The organism is Paraburkholderia sp. GAS206C, assembly GCF_050435645.1.
In the GTDB taxonomy this organism is placed as follows: domain Bacteria; phylum Pseudomonadota; class Gammaproteobacteria; order Burkholderiales; family Burkholderiaceae; genus Paraburkholderia; species Paraburkholderia phenazinium_B.
Genome location: NZ_JBNDKR010000006.1, coordinates 322999 through 339212, shown reverse-complemented (window position 1 = coordinate 339212; position 16214 = coordinate 322999). Strand labels below are relative to the sequence as shown.

General features: G+C 62.6%; 11 protein-coding genes and 1 riboswitch. Of the genes, 7 read left to right on the top strand and 4 right to left on the bottom strand.

Going from position 1 to position 16214, the window contains the following annotated elements; all coding sequences use genetic code 11:
* Positions 1-121: 121 nt before the first annotated feature.
* The gene (locus P3T20_RS18785) at positions 122-448 is read left to right on the top strand and encodes a hypothetical protein (RefSeq protein ID WP_074265011.1); all 327 of its coding nucleotides are present in this window, start codon (positions 122-124) and stop codon (positions 446-448) included.
* On the opposite strand, the gene P3T20_RS18780 is transcribed toward P3T20_RS18785, so the two are convergent.
* A complete protein-coding gene (locus P3T20_RS18780; protein ID WP_429287525.1) occupies positions 435-2081 on the bottom strand; it encodes a sensor histidine kinase in 1647 nt (548 codons plus the stop codon). The two genes, P3T20_RS18785 and P3T20_RS18780, sit on opposite strands and share 14 nt — an antisense overlap.
* A gap of 223 nt (positions 2082-2304) precedes the next feature.
* A riboswitch (Fluoride riboswitch) is annotated at positions 2305-2368 on the top strand.
* A 74-nt stretch (positions 2369-2442) separates the two neighbouring features.
* On the opposite strand from P3T20_RS18780, the gene crcB reads away from it, so the two are divergent.
* The 6 genes from crcB to P3T20_RS18750 all read left to right on the top strand — a co-directional run bounded on the left by crcB (position 2443) and on the right by P3T20_RS18750 (position 12504).
* Positions 2443-2823, top strand: coding sequence for a fluoride efflux transporter CrcB (crcB, locus tag P3T20_RS18775; RefSeq protein WP_074265013.1), 381 nt, complete (start codon positions 2443-2445; stop codon positions 2821-2823).
* A gap of 574 nt (positions 2824-3397) precedes the next feature.
* On the top strand, positions 3398-4234 hold the full coding sequence (locus tag P3T20_RS18770) for an IclR family transcriptional regulator (protein ID WP_429287524.1): 837 nt from the start codon (positions 3398-3400) through the stop codon (positions 4232-4234).
* A gap of 140 nt (positions 4235-4374) precedes the next feature.
* Complete coding sequence (locus P3T20_RS18765; protein WP_429287523.1) at positions 4375-4518, top strand: hypothetical protein; 144 nt, start codon at positions 4375-4377, stop codon at positions 4516-4518.
* Positions 4519-4627: 109 nt separating this feature from the next.
* Positions 4628-6016 (top strand): MdtA/MuxA family multidrug efflux RND transporter periplasmic adaptor subunit, encoded by a 1389-nt coding sequence (locus P3T20_RS18760; protein ID WP_429287522.1) that lies wholly within the window; start codon positions 4628-4630, stop codon positions 6014-6016.
* Positions 6017-6033: 17 nt separating this feature from the next.
* Complete coding sequence (locus P3T20_RS18755) at positions 6034-9168, top strand: MdtB/MuxB family multidrug efflux RND transporter permease subunit (protein ID WP_429287521.1); 3135 nt, start codon at positions 6034-6036, stop codon at positions 9166-9168.
* A gap of 3 nt (positions 9169-9171) precedes the next feature.
* Entirely contained in the window at positions 9172-12504 is a 3333-nt protein-coding gene (locus tag P3T20_RS18750; RefSeq protein WP_074265016.1) for an efflux RND transporter permease subunit, read from the top strand.
* A gap of 860 nt (positions 12505-13364) precedes the next feature.
* Here P3T20_RS18750 and P3T20_RS18745 read toward each other — a convergent pair.
* The 3 genes from P3T20_RS18745 to P3T20_RS18735 all read right to left on the bottom strand — a co-directional run bounded on the left by P3T20_RS18745 (position 13365) and on the right by P3T20_RS18735 (position 15966).
* A complete protein-coding gene (locus P3T20_RS18745) occupies positions 13365-13829 on the bottom strand; it encodes a hypothetical protein (RefSeq protein WP_074265017.1) in 465 nt (154 codons plus the stop codon).
* 72 nt (positions 13830-13901) lie between these two features.
* Entirely contained in the window at positions 13902-14465 is a 564-nt protein-coding gene (locus P3T20_RS18740) for a peroxiredoxin (RefSeq protein ID WP_074265018.1), read from the bottom strand.
* A 157-nt stretch (positions 14466-14622) separates the two neighbouring features.
* On the bottom strand, positions 14623-15966 hold the full coding sequence (locus P3T20_RS18735) for an EAL and HDOD domain-containing protein (RefSeq protein WP_074265019.1): 1344 nt from the start codon (positions 15964-15966) through the stop codon (positions 14623-14625).
* Positions 15967-16214: the final 248 nt, after the last annotated feature.

Below are 16214 nucleotides of genomic sequence, written 5' to 3'. Positions count from 1 at the left end.
TCAGATACTTCCCACAGCACCAGACTCTCGTATTGGATACGCCAATGCGTTTGAGACTAGTCCGATAGTTCGAAACGAATGGCTTTCCTATAGTCGACGGTTGACTTTGGAGCCCCTTTCGATGGAACTGACCGACTGGATCGTCATTCTCGCAGTCGCCCTCTTTGCGATTGCCTTCTACTGCCGCCGCGCACCCGCGCGCTGGTCGCTCGAGAACCGGGCACGCCGCTTCACCGCGACACGCCTGCTCGTGCAAGCCGCGCTGTCATTGTGGGCTGCGGTGCTGATTCTGGTGCGCGGCCTGTTCGCACTGGATGGCCTGCTGGGCATGCGCCCGGCACCCCACACGATTATCGTGGGCGCGCTCGTGCTGATCGCGTTTGGCTGTTACTGGTCGATTCGCGGCAGCAAGCTACTGAAGCCGCGTCGCATCTTCACCGCATACTGAGTCCCGACGCGACGGCCGTCAGCAACTCAGGCTCTTCGCGCGGCGCACGCAACTCCGCTTCCGGCAACGAAAGATAGAAAGTCGTGCCGACCCCTTCGGTCGACTCCGCCCATACGCGGCCCCCGTGCCGCTCGACCACCCGGCGCACTAGCGCCAGTCCAATCCCCTCGCCGGTCGCGACGTTGCCGTGCAAGCGCTGAAAAGCGTTGAACAGGCGCGGTATCGCGACGGCCGGAATGCCGAGTCCGTTGTCTCTCACATAGAAAATGCGCAACGAATGCACGCCGGGCGGCGATGGCGTCGTACCGATTTCGACGCGTCCTTCACGCGCCGGATCGAGGTAGTTGATCGCGTTACCGACCAGATTCGCGAACACCTGCTCAAGCGCGGTCGGATCGCCCCACACCGACGGCAGATCATGAACCACCACGCGCGCGCGCTTCGACCTGATCGACACCTGCATCGCGTCGATCACCCGCTGCACGATATCGCGCACCCGCACCTGCTGACGGCGGTACTCCACCCGTCCAACGCGCGAGAGCCGCAACAGCGCGTCGATGATATGCGAGGCCCGCAGCACCGCGGTTTGCAGGTAATGCAAAGCCTCACCGATGTCTTCGTCCACCAGCCGTTCGATATGCTGCCGCCGCTCAGGCGTGAGCGACGACTGCCGCACCGCAGCGCGCAGATCGTCGCACGCATGAATCAGTTCTTTCGAGAAGCCCTGGAGGTTGACGAGCGGCGCGCGCAGATCGTGCGACACGCTATAGATGAACATCTCGTTTTCCTGGGTCTGCTGACGCAGCGTCTCGTTGATGGCCGCCAGTTCATTGGCGCGGCGCGCGAGGTCGGACTGGAAGCGCGCCTGGATGCGCTCCGCCTCGAGCAGGCGGCGGCTGGTTTCATGCAACGTCTGATCGAGCCGGGCGACCTCGTCGGAGCCGGAGTCGACCGGCGCCAGCGGCTCGTTGCTGGCCAGCCGGCCCGCGTTGTCCGACAGCAGCGCGAGGCGCCCGCGCACGCCGCGCGTAAAAAGCCACACAGCTAGCGCGACAAACAGCAGCGAACCGAGCACGGCAACCAGTACCAGCACCTGTTGCCGTTCACGCGTCGCTTCGGCCTCCGTAGAACGCTGCACATCGAGGAGACGTTCTTCGTTCTGGAATGCCGCGACCTGGGCGCGGAAGCGATCGAGCACGTCGGTACTCGCCAGCTCGCTGAAACGCTCGACAACGTCACGCCGGCGCCCCGAGCGCAACAGGTCCTGGACCCGGTCCGACCACTGCCGGTAAGCCTGCACCGATTGGCGGATTTGCTCCGTGCGCTCGACCTGGGCCGGATTGTCGGCGACCAGATCGTTCAACTGGTCGATGCGCCTGTCGATATCCATCCACAGCGCCACGGGCGTCGTAACGTCGACGCTGTTGCTGAGAACAGCCCCGCGCAGCCGCACCGACTCAAGCAACACCGGCTCCAGAATCGCCGAGGTCTGGCGCAGGACGTCCTCGCTATGGGCTGCCCAGCGCTCTTCCTGCGTGGTGTCCACCTGTGCCTTCACCAGCGCCGAGAGCAGCGCAAGCTCGAACACGGCCGGAATCGCGATCAGCAACAGCCCTTTGGTTGTCAGTCTCATGCGTACGCGCAGTAGTTCGAGAGCCCGGCAGGCCGCGCTGGGGACGGTACATTATGTCGGCGTTTTGCGTAGTTGACAAAGGCCGTCAATACGACGAGCCACCAGGCAGCGTGGGGAGACCCGAAAGACGCGCGGGGCGTGACAAATCCATGCAAGTGGCATGAACGGCCCGGCGGAACCCGGCGCCCCCACCTGTCCCCACATGAGCGCGGCAATGATAAAATTGCGCGCTGGAGATGGCATTCTCCCTTAACCGCCCACGTGGGGCTGATGATGCCTGTTTGCCCGGATGTCTGCGGACGCAGCCGCGTCTGCGCTCATTCCGGTTTTGTCGACATTCCGACTTTGCCAGGCGTCTTCCATGTATTGGTCCATTTTGGCTGTGGGTATCGGCGGTGCATTGGGTTCGTTGTTCCGCTGGTTCCTCGGTATCCGTCTGAACGCGGTATTTCCCCTTCTCCCTCTCGGCACCCTTGCCGCTAATGTGATTGCCGGATACGTGATCGGCGTGGCCGTGGCCTTCTTCGGCCGCTGGCCGGGGCTGGCGCCCGAGTGGCGCCTGTTCGTGATCACCGGATTGATGGGCGGCCTGTCCACCTTCTCCACCTTCTCCGCCGAGGTGGTGCAGCGCATGCAGGAGGGACGCTTCGGCTGGGCCGCCAGCGAGATCGCCATCCACGTCGCAGCTTCTCTGCTAATGACGATTCTCGGAATCGCAACGGTATCGCTCGTGTCGCGCTAGGCCGTACTGGGTCAACGCAAGCACGGTCAAGCCTCCCCACCGCAATCGCGCAGTGAAATGCATTGCGCATAACACCTCTTGCATACTGCAGAGCCGCGTTCCTAAGGGACGTCTACGGCCGCGTCTGTGCACTCGCCAATCCTTACTGCGTGGACGAAAAAAAAGGCGCCACGTTGCCGTGGCGCCTTAAAAAGTTCTAGCCATTCCGAGGGCCGTGCTAGAACCTGAGAGAGGGGACTCGAAAGTGCCGCCGGCTGACGCCAGGCAGGTGTTCCATGCCGGAACGCCTTGCGGGCGCGGGCGTTGCTGTCACAGCAGCGCGGCCCAACCGTCGGGCGCAAGCCATGCGCGCGCCTTCCTTTCGAAATGAGATTCCATTTTTTACGGTTATGCTGACTAAGTCAAGCAAAATCTTACTGATCGGCAATCTGTCAAGTGTGTCCTTCTATTACAATGAATTATCGGATGAAATGGGGTCGGCGTGCATCGTTATGGTGCGTGTTCGGTGCTGCCGCCCATGGTTCGGCAAGGCAGTACAAGTTCGCAAATTGAAATGATGTTTCATAAAAATGAGATGACGCACGAATCCAAGCCCCCGCGCGGTACCGAGACCGCCAAAGAGAAAGATGGCTCAGGAGACGAAGTTACCGCGCTTGCCCGCGGCCTGACCGTGCTGCGTTGCATCGCGGCCGCGGACGCGCCGCTCAGCAACCGTGAACTGACCGAACTCACCGGTATTCCCAAGCCAACCGTTTCGCGCATCACTGCGACGCTTGTCAGCGCGGGTTTTCTGTTTCGCCTGCAGGACAGCGAACGCTTCGTCCTCACCTCTTCCGTACTGGAGCTAAGCAACGGCTTTCTGCGCAACTTCGATATTCGCGCCCGCTCGCGGCCGTTCCTGATCGAACTCGCCGAGCGCACGTCGTTGTCCGTCCATCTGGCGGTGCGCGACCGGCTCGACATGGTCGTCATCGACGCCATCAAACCGCGTTCCGCGGTGCTGGTGTCGCGCCTCGAGGTCGGCTCTCGGATGAACCTGAGCCGCACCGCCGTGGGCCGCGCCTATCTCGCCGTGCTGACGGAACCCGAGCGCGAGAAACTGCTGCTGGGATTGCAGGCTGCCGAGGGCGACGACTGGGGGCATATTAGCAATCGCCTCCAGCAGGCGCTGCAGGAAACGGCGGCTCACGGTTTCGCGATTGCAACCGGTGAATGGCACGACGGATTGAATGCCATCGCAGCCGGCTTCATCGGCCCATCGGGCGAGCGTTACGCGGTCAATTGCGGTGGCTCTGCCCACCAGTGTCCGCGCGACTGGCTGATGACGCGCGCCGCCCCGCTGCTACTCGAATGCATTGCCAGAATCGCCCTCGAGATTGGCGGCACGCCAGGACGACGCCTCGATACCTGACGCGCTCCCGGGACCATCGTCCTGACGCCCCACCGGCGCGCTGCAGACCCGTATCACATGCAGCGACCCGAGGGGTGTAACGCACGTAACCAATCGAAAAATACACCACTAGACGGTAGCGAAGCCAGGGACGTAGGATCATGCTTTCGCGAAGCTTGCTGTGTGCGACCCGCGGCATCCAGACAAGGAGCAACGAGTTCGATACGGCAGGTTTCACCACCCGCCTGACGATCGCATATCAGTCACGTATCGATCTCGCAACGGTCCCAATCACGGTCACGTAACGGCTTTGCATCAAGATCCTTTTCCCGCGTTTCGCGTCGTCCCGCGCAGAACCTCTGCGTTGTATTTCGCACGCCTGCCTAACTCCACGCCAGCCACCTGATCGAATCGATGGACGAACAACAAAAGCATCCGGAAACTTCACGCACATCCGCCCCGGCTCAGCAGCCGTCTGGCGCGACCAGCCAGTCGGGAAGCCGTGGCAAACGGCATCGGGGACGCACGATCGGCCTGATCGTCGCCGCGCTCGTCATCGTGGGCATCGTGGTGTGGCGCTGGCATCCGTGGGGCGGCGCCCCGGCCGGCGGTGCGAGCGCGCAAAGCGAAGGGGGTGGCCGTCACGGCCGTGGTGGTGCTGGCGCGTTCGCCAACCAGCCGCAACCGGTGCACGTGGCAACGGCGACGCAAGGCGACATGCCTGTGGTGCTGACCGCGCTCGGCACGGTCACGCCGCTCGCTACCGTGACCGTACAGACCCAGTTGAGCGGTACGCTGCAAACGGTGGCGTTCCAGGAAGGCCAGATGGTCAAGAAGGACGACCTGCTCGCGCAGATCGACCCGCGTCCCTATCAGATCTCGCTTGAAAACGCCCAGGGCGCGCTGGCGCGCGACCAGGCGCTGCTGCAGACCGCGCGCCTCGACCTGAAACGCTATCAGACACTGCTTGCGCAGGATTCGATCGCAAGCCAGCAGGTCGACACGCAGGCGTCGCTGGTGCAGCAATACATCGGCACCGTCAAGTCGGATCAGGCCAACATTGACACCTACAAGCTCGACCTGATCTACGCGCGCATCACGGCGCCCGTGTCGGGTCGCGTGGGTCTGCGCCAGGTCGACCCGGGCAACTACGTCACGCCCAACCTGACCAACGGCCTTGTCGTGATCACGCAACTGCAGCCGATCAGCGTGATCTTTACAGTCTCCGAAGACAGCTTGCCGCAGATCATGAAGCAGGTGCAAGCGGGCGCCAAGCTGTCGGTGACAGCCTACGACCGCAGCAACACCACATCGCTCGCAACCGGTGCGCTGGAAACGCTCGACAACCAGATCGACACCACCACCGGCACGCTCAAACTGCGCGCCATGTTCAACAACCCGGACAACCTGCTGTTCCCCAACCAGTTCGTCAACGCGCGCCTACTAATGAATACGATTCACGACGCCGTGATCGTGCCGACTTCGGCTGTGCTGAACGGTTCGATGGGCCAGTTCGTCTATGTCGTGCAGCCCGACAATACGGTGACGGTGCGCCAGGTCAAGACCGGCCCGGTCGACGGTGAACGCACCAGCATCGCCTCCGGCCTGCAAGCGGGCGAACGCATCGTGATCGACGGCTCCGACCGCCTCAAGGAAGGCGCGAAGATCACCATTCCGGCCGACCGTCCGCTCGGCGCCTCCGGTGGACGCGGCGCCTCGGGCGCGCACGGTGCGTCGGCCCCATGGGGTGCTTCTGGCGCGCACCAGCATCATCACAGACACGCGGCGCAAGCTTCGGAATAAAGGCTGACTGAACCCGCATGAATCCATCCCGCGCCTTTATTCTGCGCCCGGTCGGCACCGCCCTTCTGATGGCGGCGATCATGCTGGTCGGGCTCGTCGCGCTGCACTTCCTGCCGCTCTCGGCGTTGCCGGAAGTCGACTATCCGACCATCCAGGTGCAGACCTTCTATCCGGGCGCGAGTCCGGATGTGATGACATCCTCGGTCACGGCGCCGCTCGAGCGGCAGTTCGGACAGATGCCGTCGTTGAATCAGATGTCGTCGCAAAGCTCGGCGGGTTCGTCGATCATCACGCTGCAGTTCAGCCTCGACCTGCCGCTCGATATCGCCGAGCAGGAGGTTCAGGCCGCCATCAACGCAGCGGGCAACCTGCTGCCGTCCGACCTGCCCGCGCCGCCGATCTACGCCAAGGTCAACCCGGCCGACGCGCCGATCATCACGCTCGCGCTCACTTCGCCCACCATGCCCTTGACGCAGGTGCAGGACCTGGCCGACACGCGCCTTGCACAGAAGATCTCGCAGGTGGCGGGCGTAGGTCTCGTAAGCCTGTCCGGCGGCCAGCGCCCTGCTGTACGGATTCAGGCCAATCCGCGCGCACTGGCTGCGTATGGCCTGAATCTGGACGATCTGCGCACCACCATTTCGAACCTGAACGTCAATACGCCGAAGGGCAATTTCGACGGTCCGACGCGCGCCTACACGATCAACGCTAACGACCAGCTGACTGATGCCGACGCCTACAAGAGCGCGGTGATCGCCTACAAGAACGGCCGGCCGGTGATGCTGACGGATGTCGCCAGCATCGTGCAGGGCGCGGAAAACACCAAGCTCGGCGCGTGGGTGGACTCGACGCCGGCCATCATCCTGAACGTGCAGCGCCAGCCGGGCGCGAACGTGATCCAGGTGGTCGACAGTATCAAGGCGCTGCTGCCTCAGTTGCAGGAGTCGTTGCCGGCTGCACTCAACGTGCGGATCGTCACTGACCGGACCACCACGATCCGCGCCTCGGTGCGCGACGTGCAGTTCGAACTGCTGATGTCGGTGGTGCTGGTGGTGCTGGTGATGTATCTGTTCCTCGCCAATGTCTACGCGACCATCATCCCGAGCCTGTCCGTGCCGCTCTCGCTGATCGGCACGCTGGCAGTGATGTATCTGTGCGGTTTCTCGCTCGACAACCTCTCGTTGATGGCGCTCACCATCGCGACCGGCTTCGTGGTCGACGACGCCATCGTGATGATCGAGAACATTGCGCGCTACGTCGAAGAAGGCGAGACGGCGCTCGAAGCAGCGCTCAAGGGCTCGAAGCAGATCGGCTTCACGATCATTTCGTTGACGGTGTCGCTGATCGCCGTGCTGATTCCGCTGCTGTTCATGGGCGACGTGGTGGGACGTCTGTTCCACGAGTTCGCCATCACGCTGGCCGTGACGATCGTGATCTCGGCGGTCGTATCGCTCACGCTCGTGCCGATGATGTGCGCGAAGCTGCTGCGTCACACGCCGCCGAAGGAAGCGCACCGCTTCGAAACCAAAGCGCACGCCTTTATCGATTACATCATCGCGCGCTATGCCGTCGCGCTGACGTGGGTGCTGAACCGCGAGGGCGCCACGCTGTTTGTCGCCGTGCTCACGCTGGTGCTGACGGCCGTGCTGTACGTCTTTATCCCGAAAGGCTTCTTCCCGGTTCAGGACACCGGCGTGATCCAGGCGATTACCCAGGCGCCGCAGTCGGTCTCATACGAATCGATGGAGCAGCGCCAGCAGGAGCTGGCCGCGCAGATCCTGAAGAATCCGGATGTGGAGAGCCTGACGTCGTTCATCGGCGTGGACGGCAACAACATCACGCTGAACAGCGGCCGCATGCTGATCAACCTGAAGCCGCGCGACGACCGCAGTCACACCGCGAGCGACGTGATCCGGCAACTGCAAAGGGACGTCGCGCACATTCCCGGCGCGTCGCTGTTCATGCAACCGGTGCAAGACCTGACGATCGATGCGACGGTCAGCCCCACGCAGTATCAGTTCATGCTGACCGATCCGAACATCAACGAGTTTACGAGCTGGGTGCCCAAGCTGGTCGAGCGTCTGAAGCAGGCGCCGGAACTCGCGGACGTCGCCACTGACCTGCAGGCGAACGGTGAATCGGTCTTTGTGCAGATCGACCGCGCCACTGCCTCGCGCTACGGCATTACACCGGCCACCGTCGACAACGCGTTATACGACGCGTTCGGCCAGCGCATCGTCTCGACGATCTTCACGCAGTCGAACCAGTACCGCGTGATTCTCGAGGCGGAGCCTAAGGTCCAGCACTACGCCGATTCGCTGAACGCGATCTACCTGCCCTCCTCCACTTCGACGACCGGCCAGGTGCAGTTGTCGTCCATCGCCAAGTTCATCGAGCAGCCTGCGCCGTTGCTCGTCACCCACCTCAGCCAATTCCCGGCCACCACCGTGTCGTTCAACCTCGCGCCGGGTGCGTCGCTGGGTGCGGCCGTCAAGGCGATCAATCAGGCAGAGAAGGACGTAGGCCTGCCGGCCTCGTTCCAGACCCGCTTCCAGGGCGCGGCGCTGGCGTTTCAGGCGTCGCTCGCGAACGAGCTGTTCCTGATTCTCGCGGCAATCGTCACGATGTATATCGTGCTGGGCGTGCTGTACGAGAGCTTCATCCATCCGATCACGATTCTCTCGACGCTGCCGTCGGCCGGCGTCGGTGCATTGCTGGCGCTGTTGATCACCGGACATGACCTCGACATCATCGGCATCATCGGCATTGTGCTGCTGATCGGTATCGTGAAGAAGAACGCCATCATGATGATCGACTTCGCGCTCGAAGCGGAACGCGAACAGGGCAAGCCGCCGCGCGAGGCGATCTACCAGGCCTGTCTGCTACGTTTCCGCCCGATCCTGATGACGACCATGGCGGCACTGCTCGGTGCCCTGCCGCTGATGCTCGGCACCGGCGCGGGTTCGGAACTGCGTCGTCCGCTCGGGATTGCGATTGCCGGCGGCCTGATCGTGAGCCAGTTGCTGACGCTGTTCACGACACCAGTGATCTACCTCGGATTCGACTCGCTGGCGCGACGCGTACGGGCCCGTTTCCACCACGACGATCCCGGCCACGACGCACCGCCGCCCGCCACGGATGCGGGGAACTGAGCGATGAATCTGTCGCGTCCGTTCATTGCCCGCCCCGTCGCCACGACGCTGCTGGCGGTCGGCATCGCGCTCGCCGGGGCATTCGCCTTTACGAAGCTGCCAGTCGCGCCCCTGCCGCAAGTGGACTTCCCGACCATCTCGGTGCAGGCCTCACTGCCGGGCGCGAGTCCCGAAACGGTGGCGACCAGTGTGGCGAGCCCGCTCGAGCGGCATCTGGGCTCGATTGCCGACGTCACCGAGATGACTTCGCAGAGCTCGGTGGGCTCGTCGCGGATTACGCTGCAGTTCGGCCTGAACCGCGACATCGACGGCGCCGCGCGCGACGTGCAGGCCGCCATCAACGCCGCACGCGCCGATTTGCCAGCGAGTCTGCGCAGCAATCCGACGTATCACAAGGTCAATCCGTCAGACGCGCCGATCCTGATTCTCGCGCTGACGTCCAATACGCTGACAGCCGGTCAGCTATACGACTCCGCCGCCACGGTGCTGCAGCAATCGCTCTCGCAGGTGGATGGGATCGGCGAAGTGGATGTGAGCGGATCGGCCAATCCGGCGGTGCGCGTCGAACTGGAACCGCAGATGCTGTTCCACTATGGCATCGGCCTCGAAGACGTGCGCGCGGCACTTGCCGCGGCGAATGCCAACAGCCCCAAAGGTTCGATCGAGTTCGGCGCGACCCACGTCCAGCTCTACACCAACGACCAGGCGAGCAAAGCCACGCAGTACAAGGACCTGATCATTGCCTATCGCAACGGTTCGGCCGTGCACCTCTCGGATGTCTCGGAGGTGGTGGACTCAGTTGAGGACCTGCGCAACCTGGGCCTGTACAACGGCAAGCGCTCGGTGCTGGTGCTGTTGTATCGCCAACCGGGCGCGAACATCATCGACACCGTGGACCGCGTCAAGGAAATGCTGCCGCAACTGAAGGCGTCGCTCCCCGCCGATGTCGACGTATTCCCGACGGTCGACCGCTCCACCACGATCCGCGCCTCGCTGAAGGATACCGAACACACCTTGATGATTGCGGTGGCGCTGGTCGTGATGGTGGTGTTCCTGTTCCTGCGCAACTGGCGCGCAACGCTGATTCCGAGCGTCGCGGTGCCGATCTCGATCATTGGCACGTTCGCCGCGATGTACCTGATGGGTTTTTCGATCGACAACCTGTCGCTGATGGCGTTGACCATCGCGACCGGCTTCGTGGTCGACGATGCAATCGTGGTGCTCGAAAACATCTCACGGCATATCGAGGACGGCGTGCCGCGCATGAAGGCCGCGTTCCTGGGCGCACGCGAGGTCGGCTTCACGGTGGTGTCGATCAGCATCTCGCTGGTCGCCGTGTTCCTGCCGATCCTGCTGATGGGCGGCATCGTTGGGCGGCTGTTCCGCGAATTTGCGCTGACGCTGTCACTGGCGATCGGCGTCTCGCTGCTGGTCTCGTTGACGCTCACGCCGATGATGTGCTCCCGCCTGCTCAACGAGCCGCACGAACGAGAAGAAGAAGGACGCTTCGCGCGCTGGCTCGAACGCGGCTTCGCGGCGATGCAGCGTGGTTACGAGCGCACGCTCGGCTGGTCGCTGCGGCATCCGCTGCTGATCCTGTTGGTGCTGATCGCGACGATCGGGATCAACATCTGGCTCTACGTGATCATCCCGAAAGGCTTTTTTCCGCAGCAGGACACGGGCCGCCTCGTCGGCGGCATCCAGGCCGACCAGTCGACGTCCTTCCAGGCGATGAAAGGCAAGTTTTCCGAGATGATGAAGATCGTCGGTCAAAACCCTGCGGTGGACGGGGTAGTCGGCTTCACCGGAGGACGCCAGACCAATTCCGGCTTCATGTACGTGCAGTTGAAGGAGAAGCCAGGACGCCGCCTCTCTGCAGACCAGGTGATCGCACAACTGCGCGGGCCGCTCTCCAACGTAGCGGGCGTGCGCACCTTCCTGCAGGCCGTGCAGGACATCCGCGTGGGCGGCCGGCAATCGAACGCGCAATACCAGTTCACGTTACTGGCCGATTCCACGACCGACCTCTATACGTGGGGCCCGAAACTGACAGAAGCGCTGCAGGCACGGCCTGAACTGGCGGACGTGAATTCCGACCAGCAGCAAGGCGGCCTGGAATCGATGGTGACGATCGACCGCGCGAGTGCCGCGCGCCTGAACATCGAGCCGGCGCAGATCGACAACACGCTGTACGACGCATTCGGGCAGCGCCAGGTGTCGACGATTTACAACCCTTTGAACCAGTACCACGTAGTGATGGAAGTCGCGCCGAAATACTGGCAAAGCCCGGACATGCTGAACCAGATTTACATCAGCACGTCGGGGGGCAGCGCGAGCGGCACGCAGAGCACCAACGCGACGGTGGGCACGGTAACGGCGACGGTGGCAAACACCAGCAGCACGAGCAGCACTAGCGCCTCGAGCGGCGGCACGGGTGGCACGACCTCCTCAAGCGCAGCGGCGATTGCATCGGACTCGGCGCGCAACCTGGCGATCAATTCGCTGGCGGCGAGCGGCAAGTCGAGTGCGTCATCGGGGTCGGCGGTATCGACGTCGAAGGAGACGATGATTCCGTTGTCGGCGATTGCGAGCTTCGGACCGGGGAACACGCCGCTATCGGTGAATCACCAGAGCCAGTTCGTGGCCTCGACGATCTCGTTTAACTTGCCGCCAGGCAAGTCCTTGTCGGATGCAACGAAAGCGATTTACGACACGATGGGCGAGATTGGCATGCCGGGGACAATCCACGGCAGCTTCCAGGGGACGGCGCAGGCGTTTCAGCAATCGTTATCTGACATGCCGTTGCTGATTCTGGCTGCGCTGGCAGCGGTGTATATCGTGCTGGGGATTTTGTACGAGAGCTATATCCATCCGTTGACGATTCTGTCGACGTTGCCTTCGGCGGGCGTGGGGGCATTGCTGGCGTTGATGCTGTTTCAGACGGAGTTCAGCATCATTGCGTTGATCGGGGTGATTCTGCTGATCGGGATCGTGAAGAAGAACGCGATCATGATGATCGATTTTGCGATTGAGGCCTCGCGGCAGGGGTTGTCGTCTTATGACGCGATTCACCAGGCGTGTCTGTTGAGGTTTCGGCCGATCATGATGACGACTTGTGCTGCGCTGCTTGGGGCGTTGCCGTTGGCGTTCGGGAATGGGGATGGGGCTGAGCTTCGGGCGCCTCTTGGCATTGCCATTGTTGGCGGGTTGATTGTTAGTCAGGTGCTTACGCTTTATACCACTCCGGTTGTTTATCTCTATATGGATCGGATTCGGGTTAGGTGGGAAGGGAGGGGGCGGCGGGGCCGGCGCGGGCGGCCGGCGGCGCAGGTATAGGTTTGGGGTTTTTGCCTGCGCGGCGCTTGTCCGGGTTCTTATGGCGTTGGCCTTTCCTTGATGTCCTGGTGGTCTGTTTTTGCCTGCGGCGCCTTGGTTTGGCGGTTGCTCTTGCGGTGTTGGCCTTTCCTTGCATTCTTATCGGTCTATTAGCTTCGCCCCTGTGCGGGGCGGCACTTACTTTCTTTGCCGCCGCAAAGAAAGTAAGCAAAGAAAGCGGGCTTCCAACCGCTAGCCGGTAGGTGTCCACCACTCATCTTGATAACGGAGTGGTCCGCGCACAAAATCTGCCCTCGCACCACACCAGTTAGTGACAAAGGACTCATTCATCCCGCCCGCGCACTGCGTGCGCGGCGGATGGGTCTGCCGGCGAAAAAACACCTGCTAGGGGTCCGGGCAGTCGCGACTGCTTAGCGACACAGAGAAGCACCTCAGATCTGCTGACCGCGCTGGTGCGATTCCATTTCGTGAAAACCTGTGTCTGTTACACAAGGCAAGAACGATAGGCACGACTCCGGCAAAGGAGCGCCTCCAAAAACGTTCGAATTCCTACATAACGTGCAGAAGGCGTTATGCCCGACGGCGGAGCGCGCAGCGCAACGCTGGAACGGATGACTGCCTTGTCACTAGGGCGAATGGTGCGAGGGCGGGTCGCGTGCGCGGACCACTTCGTGTTCGCGCCAGTGGTGGACACCTACAGGCTAGCGGTTTGAAGCCCGCTTTCTTTGCTTACTTTCTTTGCGGCGGCAAAGAAAGTAAGTGCCGCCCCGCACAGGGGCGAAGCTAATAAACCACTAACAAAGCAAGGAAAGGCCAACACCGCAGGAACACCACCGAGCCAAGGCGCCGCAGGCAAAACCTCAAAGCCTCTGCTCAACAGCCAACCCAAAAACCCTCTTCCACTGCTTAGCCTGCCGCTCATCCCGCATGGGCAACGTCCAGACAGGACACTTAGCATCCCGAACCTTAAGCGCAAGCTGAAATCCCTGCCCAGCAGCCTCAACATCAGCCCCCAGAAGATCAGCAAAAATATAATCCCCCTGAGCGCCATGCAAATCCACCCTGCACAACCGCTTTCCGGCCGCAAGCCGGACTCCACCCCATTCAGCCTTCAATTCATGCGTCCAATCGCCGTCATGAATATTCGGGGCGACCTCGCGCCGGCGCCGCAGCCAATAAACCACCGCCGCAGCCACCAGAGCAACAACCACCGCAGCAACCCCAACCGCCACGGCCAGCCCACAATGCGCCAGCACCGCATCGAACGACCACACCGCGCCATAAATCAGCGCGGCCAGTACCGCCAGACCCACAACAATAGGCATCTCGGATCACCCCGCTAACCAGACCGGCTATCAGCGTAGCACGGCATTGTCCGCGGGATCATCAGCCGTCACTCACTGCGACTTATGCGTCGCCGCCCACTGCTTCACTGCCTCCAGCGTGTTCTCGACATGCTTGTCCGGCGACAGGCTCGTGTATTCGTAAATGATCTTGCCGTCCGGCGCAATCACGTACGACACCCGGTTCGCCATCGAGTTGTGCATCGGCAGCCCCGCGTCGTACGCGCCAATCACCTTCGCGTCCGCATCGGCCGCCACCGGGAATTTGCTGCGGCATTCGCTGACCGAAAATTTCGTCAACGTGTCGATGTTGTCGTGCGAAACGCCAATCACCGTCGCGCCATATTTCTTGTACTCGTCAACAGCATCCGCAAACTCATGCGCCTCTATCGTGCAACCCTTCGTGAAAGCCGCCGGGTAAAAGTACAGCACCACCGGCCCCTTCTTCAACTCGTCAGCCAGGTTGTAGGTGTAAGTCTTGCCTCCCAGCGACGCCTGAGTCGTGAAATCCGGCGCGGCCTCGCCCGGCTTGAGCGTCGCCGACGCAGTCAGCGAATACAGCCCAAACGTTGCCGACAATACCGTTGCCAGTAATACCGGCATGAACTTTCGTTTCATCTCGAGCCCCTCCAGGCGTTGACGCACGTGGTCCGTGCGATGAATGAAGCCACGCCCTGCGTCGCGCCGTCGGGCGCGTCAAGCCATGACTCAGCCGCTATTGGATCACGTCCCGGGAAACCACGCTGAAAGACCCCGCAAGGCGCCGGCCGCCCCTCTACTCCAGGCCCGCATGCGCGCCAAACCACGCCGCCGCGGACAGGTTCAATTCCGCCAGCACCTCCGGCGTCAACGCCGCAAACGCCTCGGGCACGTCGGGTCCGGCGGCGGTCAATGCGCCGTCGGCGCTCAGGTCTGCGCCCTGGTCAGCGGCCTCGGCGATGCCCAGAAGTGCACCGAGCGCCCCGCTATGCTCGACGATCGCATCGCGGATCAGCGGCGCCAGGCCAAGTTTGTCGAGCGTCTCGGCAGGCGTCGTGCCGAGCACCACGTGCACCAGCGAAAAAATTCCCGTCATAAACGCGGCGTCTGCGAATTCCTCGTCCGACGGGCGCAGCCAGCGCGCCGCCAGTTCCATGAAGCGCGAACGCGTGCCGGCCAGTTGCACCAGCGGATCGGAGCGCCACGGCAGATCGCCGCCGTCGGCGTACAGCAGCAGTTGCGCCCAGCGGGCAATCTGCCGCGTGCCGGTCGCGATGATCGCCTCGCGCAACGAAGCGATATTGCGTCCAAGCCCAAACGCGCTCGAATTGACGAGGCGCAGCAACTGCACCACGACGTTCGGGTTGCGCTTGAGTTCGGCCTCGAGCTCGATAATGCCGGCGTCGCGTGCCAGCAACGCCAGCAGGCGCAACAGCGCCGGACGCGACGACCGGTTGCGCGGCGCGGTCAGCACCTGCGGACGGGCGAAGAAATATCCCTGGAACAGATGGAAGCCGAGGTCCCGGGCAAGCGCGAAGTCTTCGCGCGTTTCGACCTTCTCGGCAAGCAGCGTCTTGCCCTGCGCCAGCACGGCCCTGGCCAGTTTGGGCAGCGCCGCCCGGGGCGTGAGCAGAAAGTCGATCTTGACAATGTCGGTATACGGAAGCACAGCGAGCAAGCCTTCCGACAGCTCGCTCACGTCGTCGAGCGCCACCTGAAAGCCGGCGTTGCGCAGTTCGGCAAGGCGGCGCACCAGCTGGGCGTCGATGGCGACGGTCTCGAGAATTTCGAGCACGAAACGCTCTGGCGACATCAGGTGAACGATGTCGTCGAATAACAGGTCGCGGCCGATGTTGACGAAGCCGCGATGATGTCCGAGCACCGCCGATACCCCGATTCCGCCAATCGTGCGCGCGACGACCTGCGCGGTCGCCTGCGCGTCGTCGCTGACTTCGGCATAATTGTGCGCGCCGGCCCGGAACAGCAGCTCGTAAGCGTAGAGCGCGCCATCGCGATCGAGAATCGGCTGGCGGCCCAGATAGACAAAGGGCGCGTCGGCCGCTGCCTCGGCCCCCTGGGCGGACTGTGCAGGCACCTCGACTTGCCCGGGCTTGGCCCCGGCAGGAAACGGTTCAGACATGGCTCATCGGTGCATGGGTTCGAAAACGCTGCGCAGTGGGGCCACTCCCGCGTCCGCTGCGAGCATGGGGCGTAACTCTAGATAACGGACGGTAAGCCGCTTCACTTTAACTGAATCCGCACCGGGCCGCCAAGGCGGCCGGCGGTGAATCGGCGTTGCAGCATTACCATCGCTTGTCTCGAGCGACGCACCGGTCGCCATCATCAATATTTACAGCAACCGCTAAAGATTTTCGCGTGGGGGTCGTT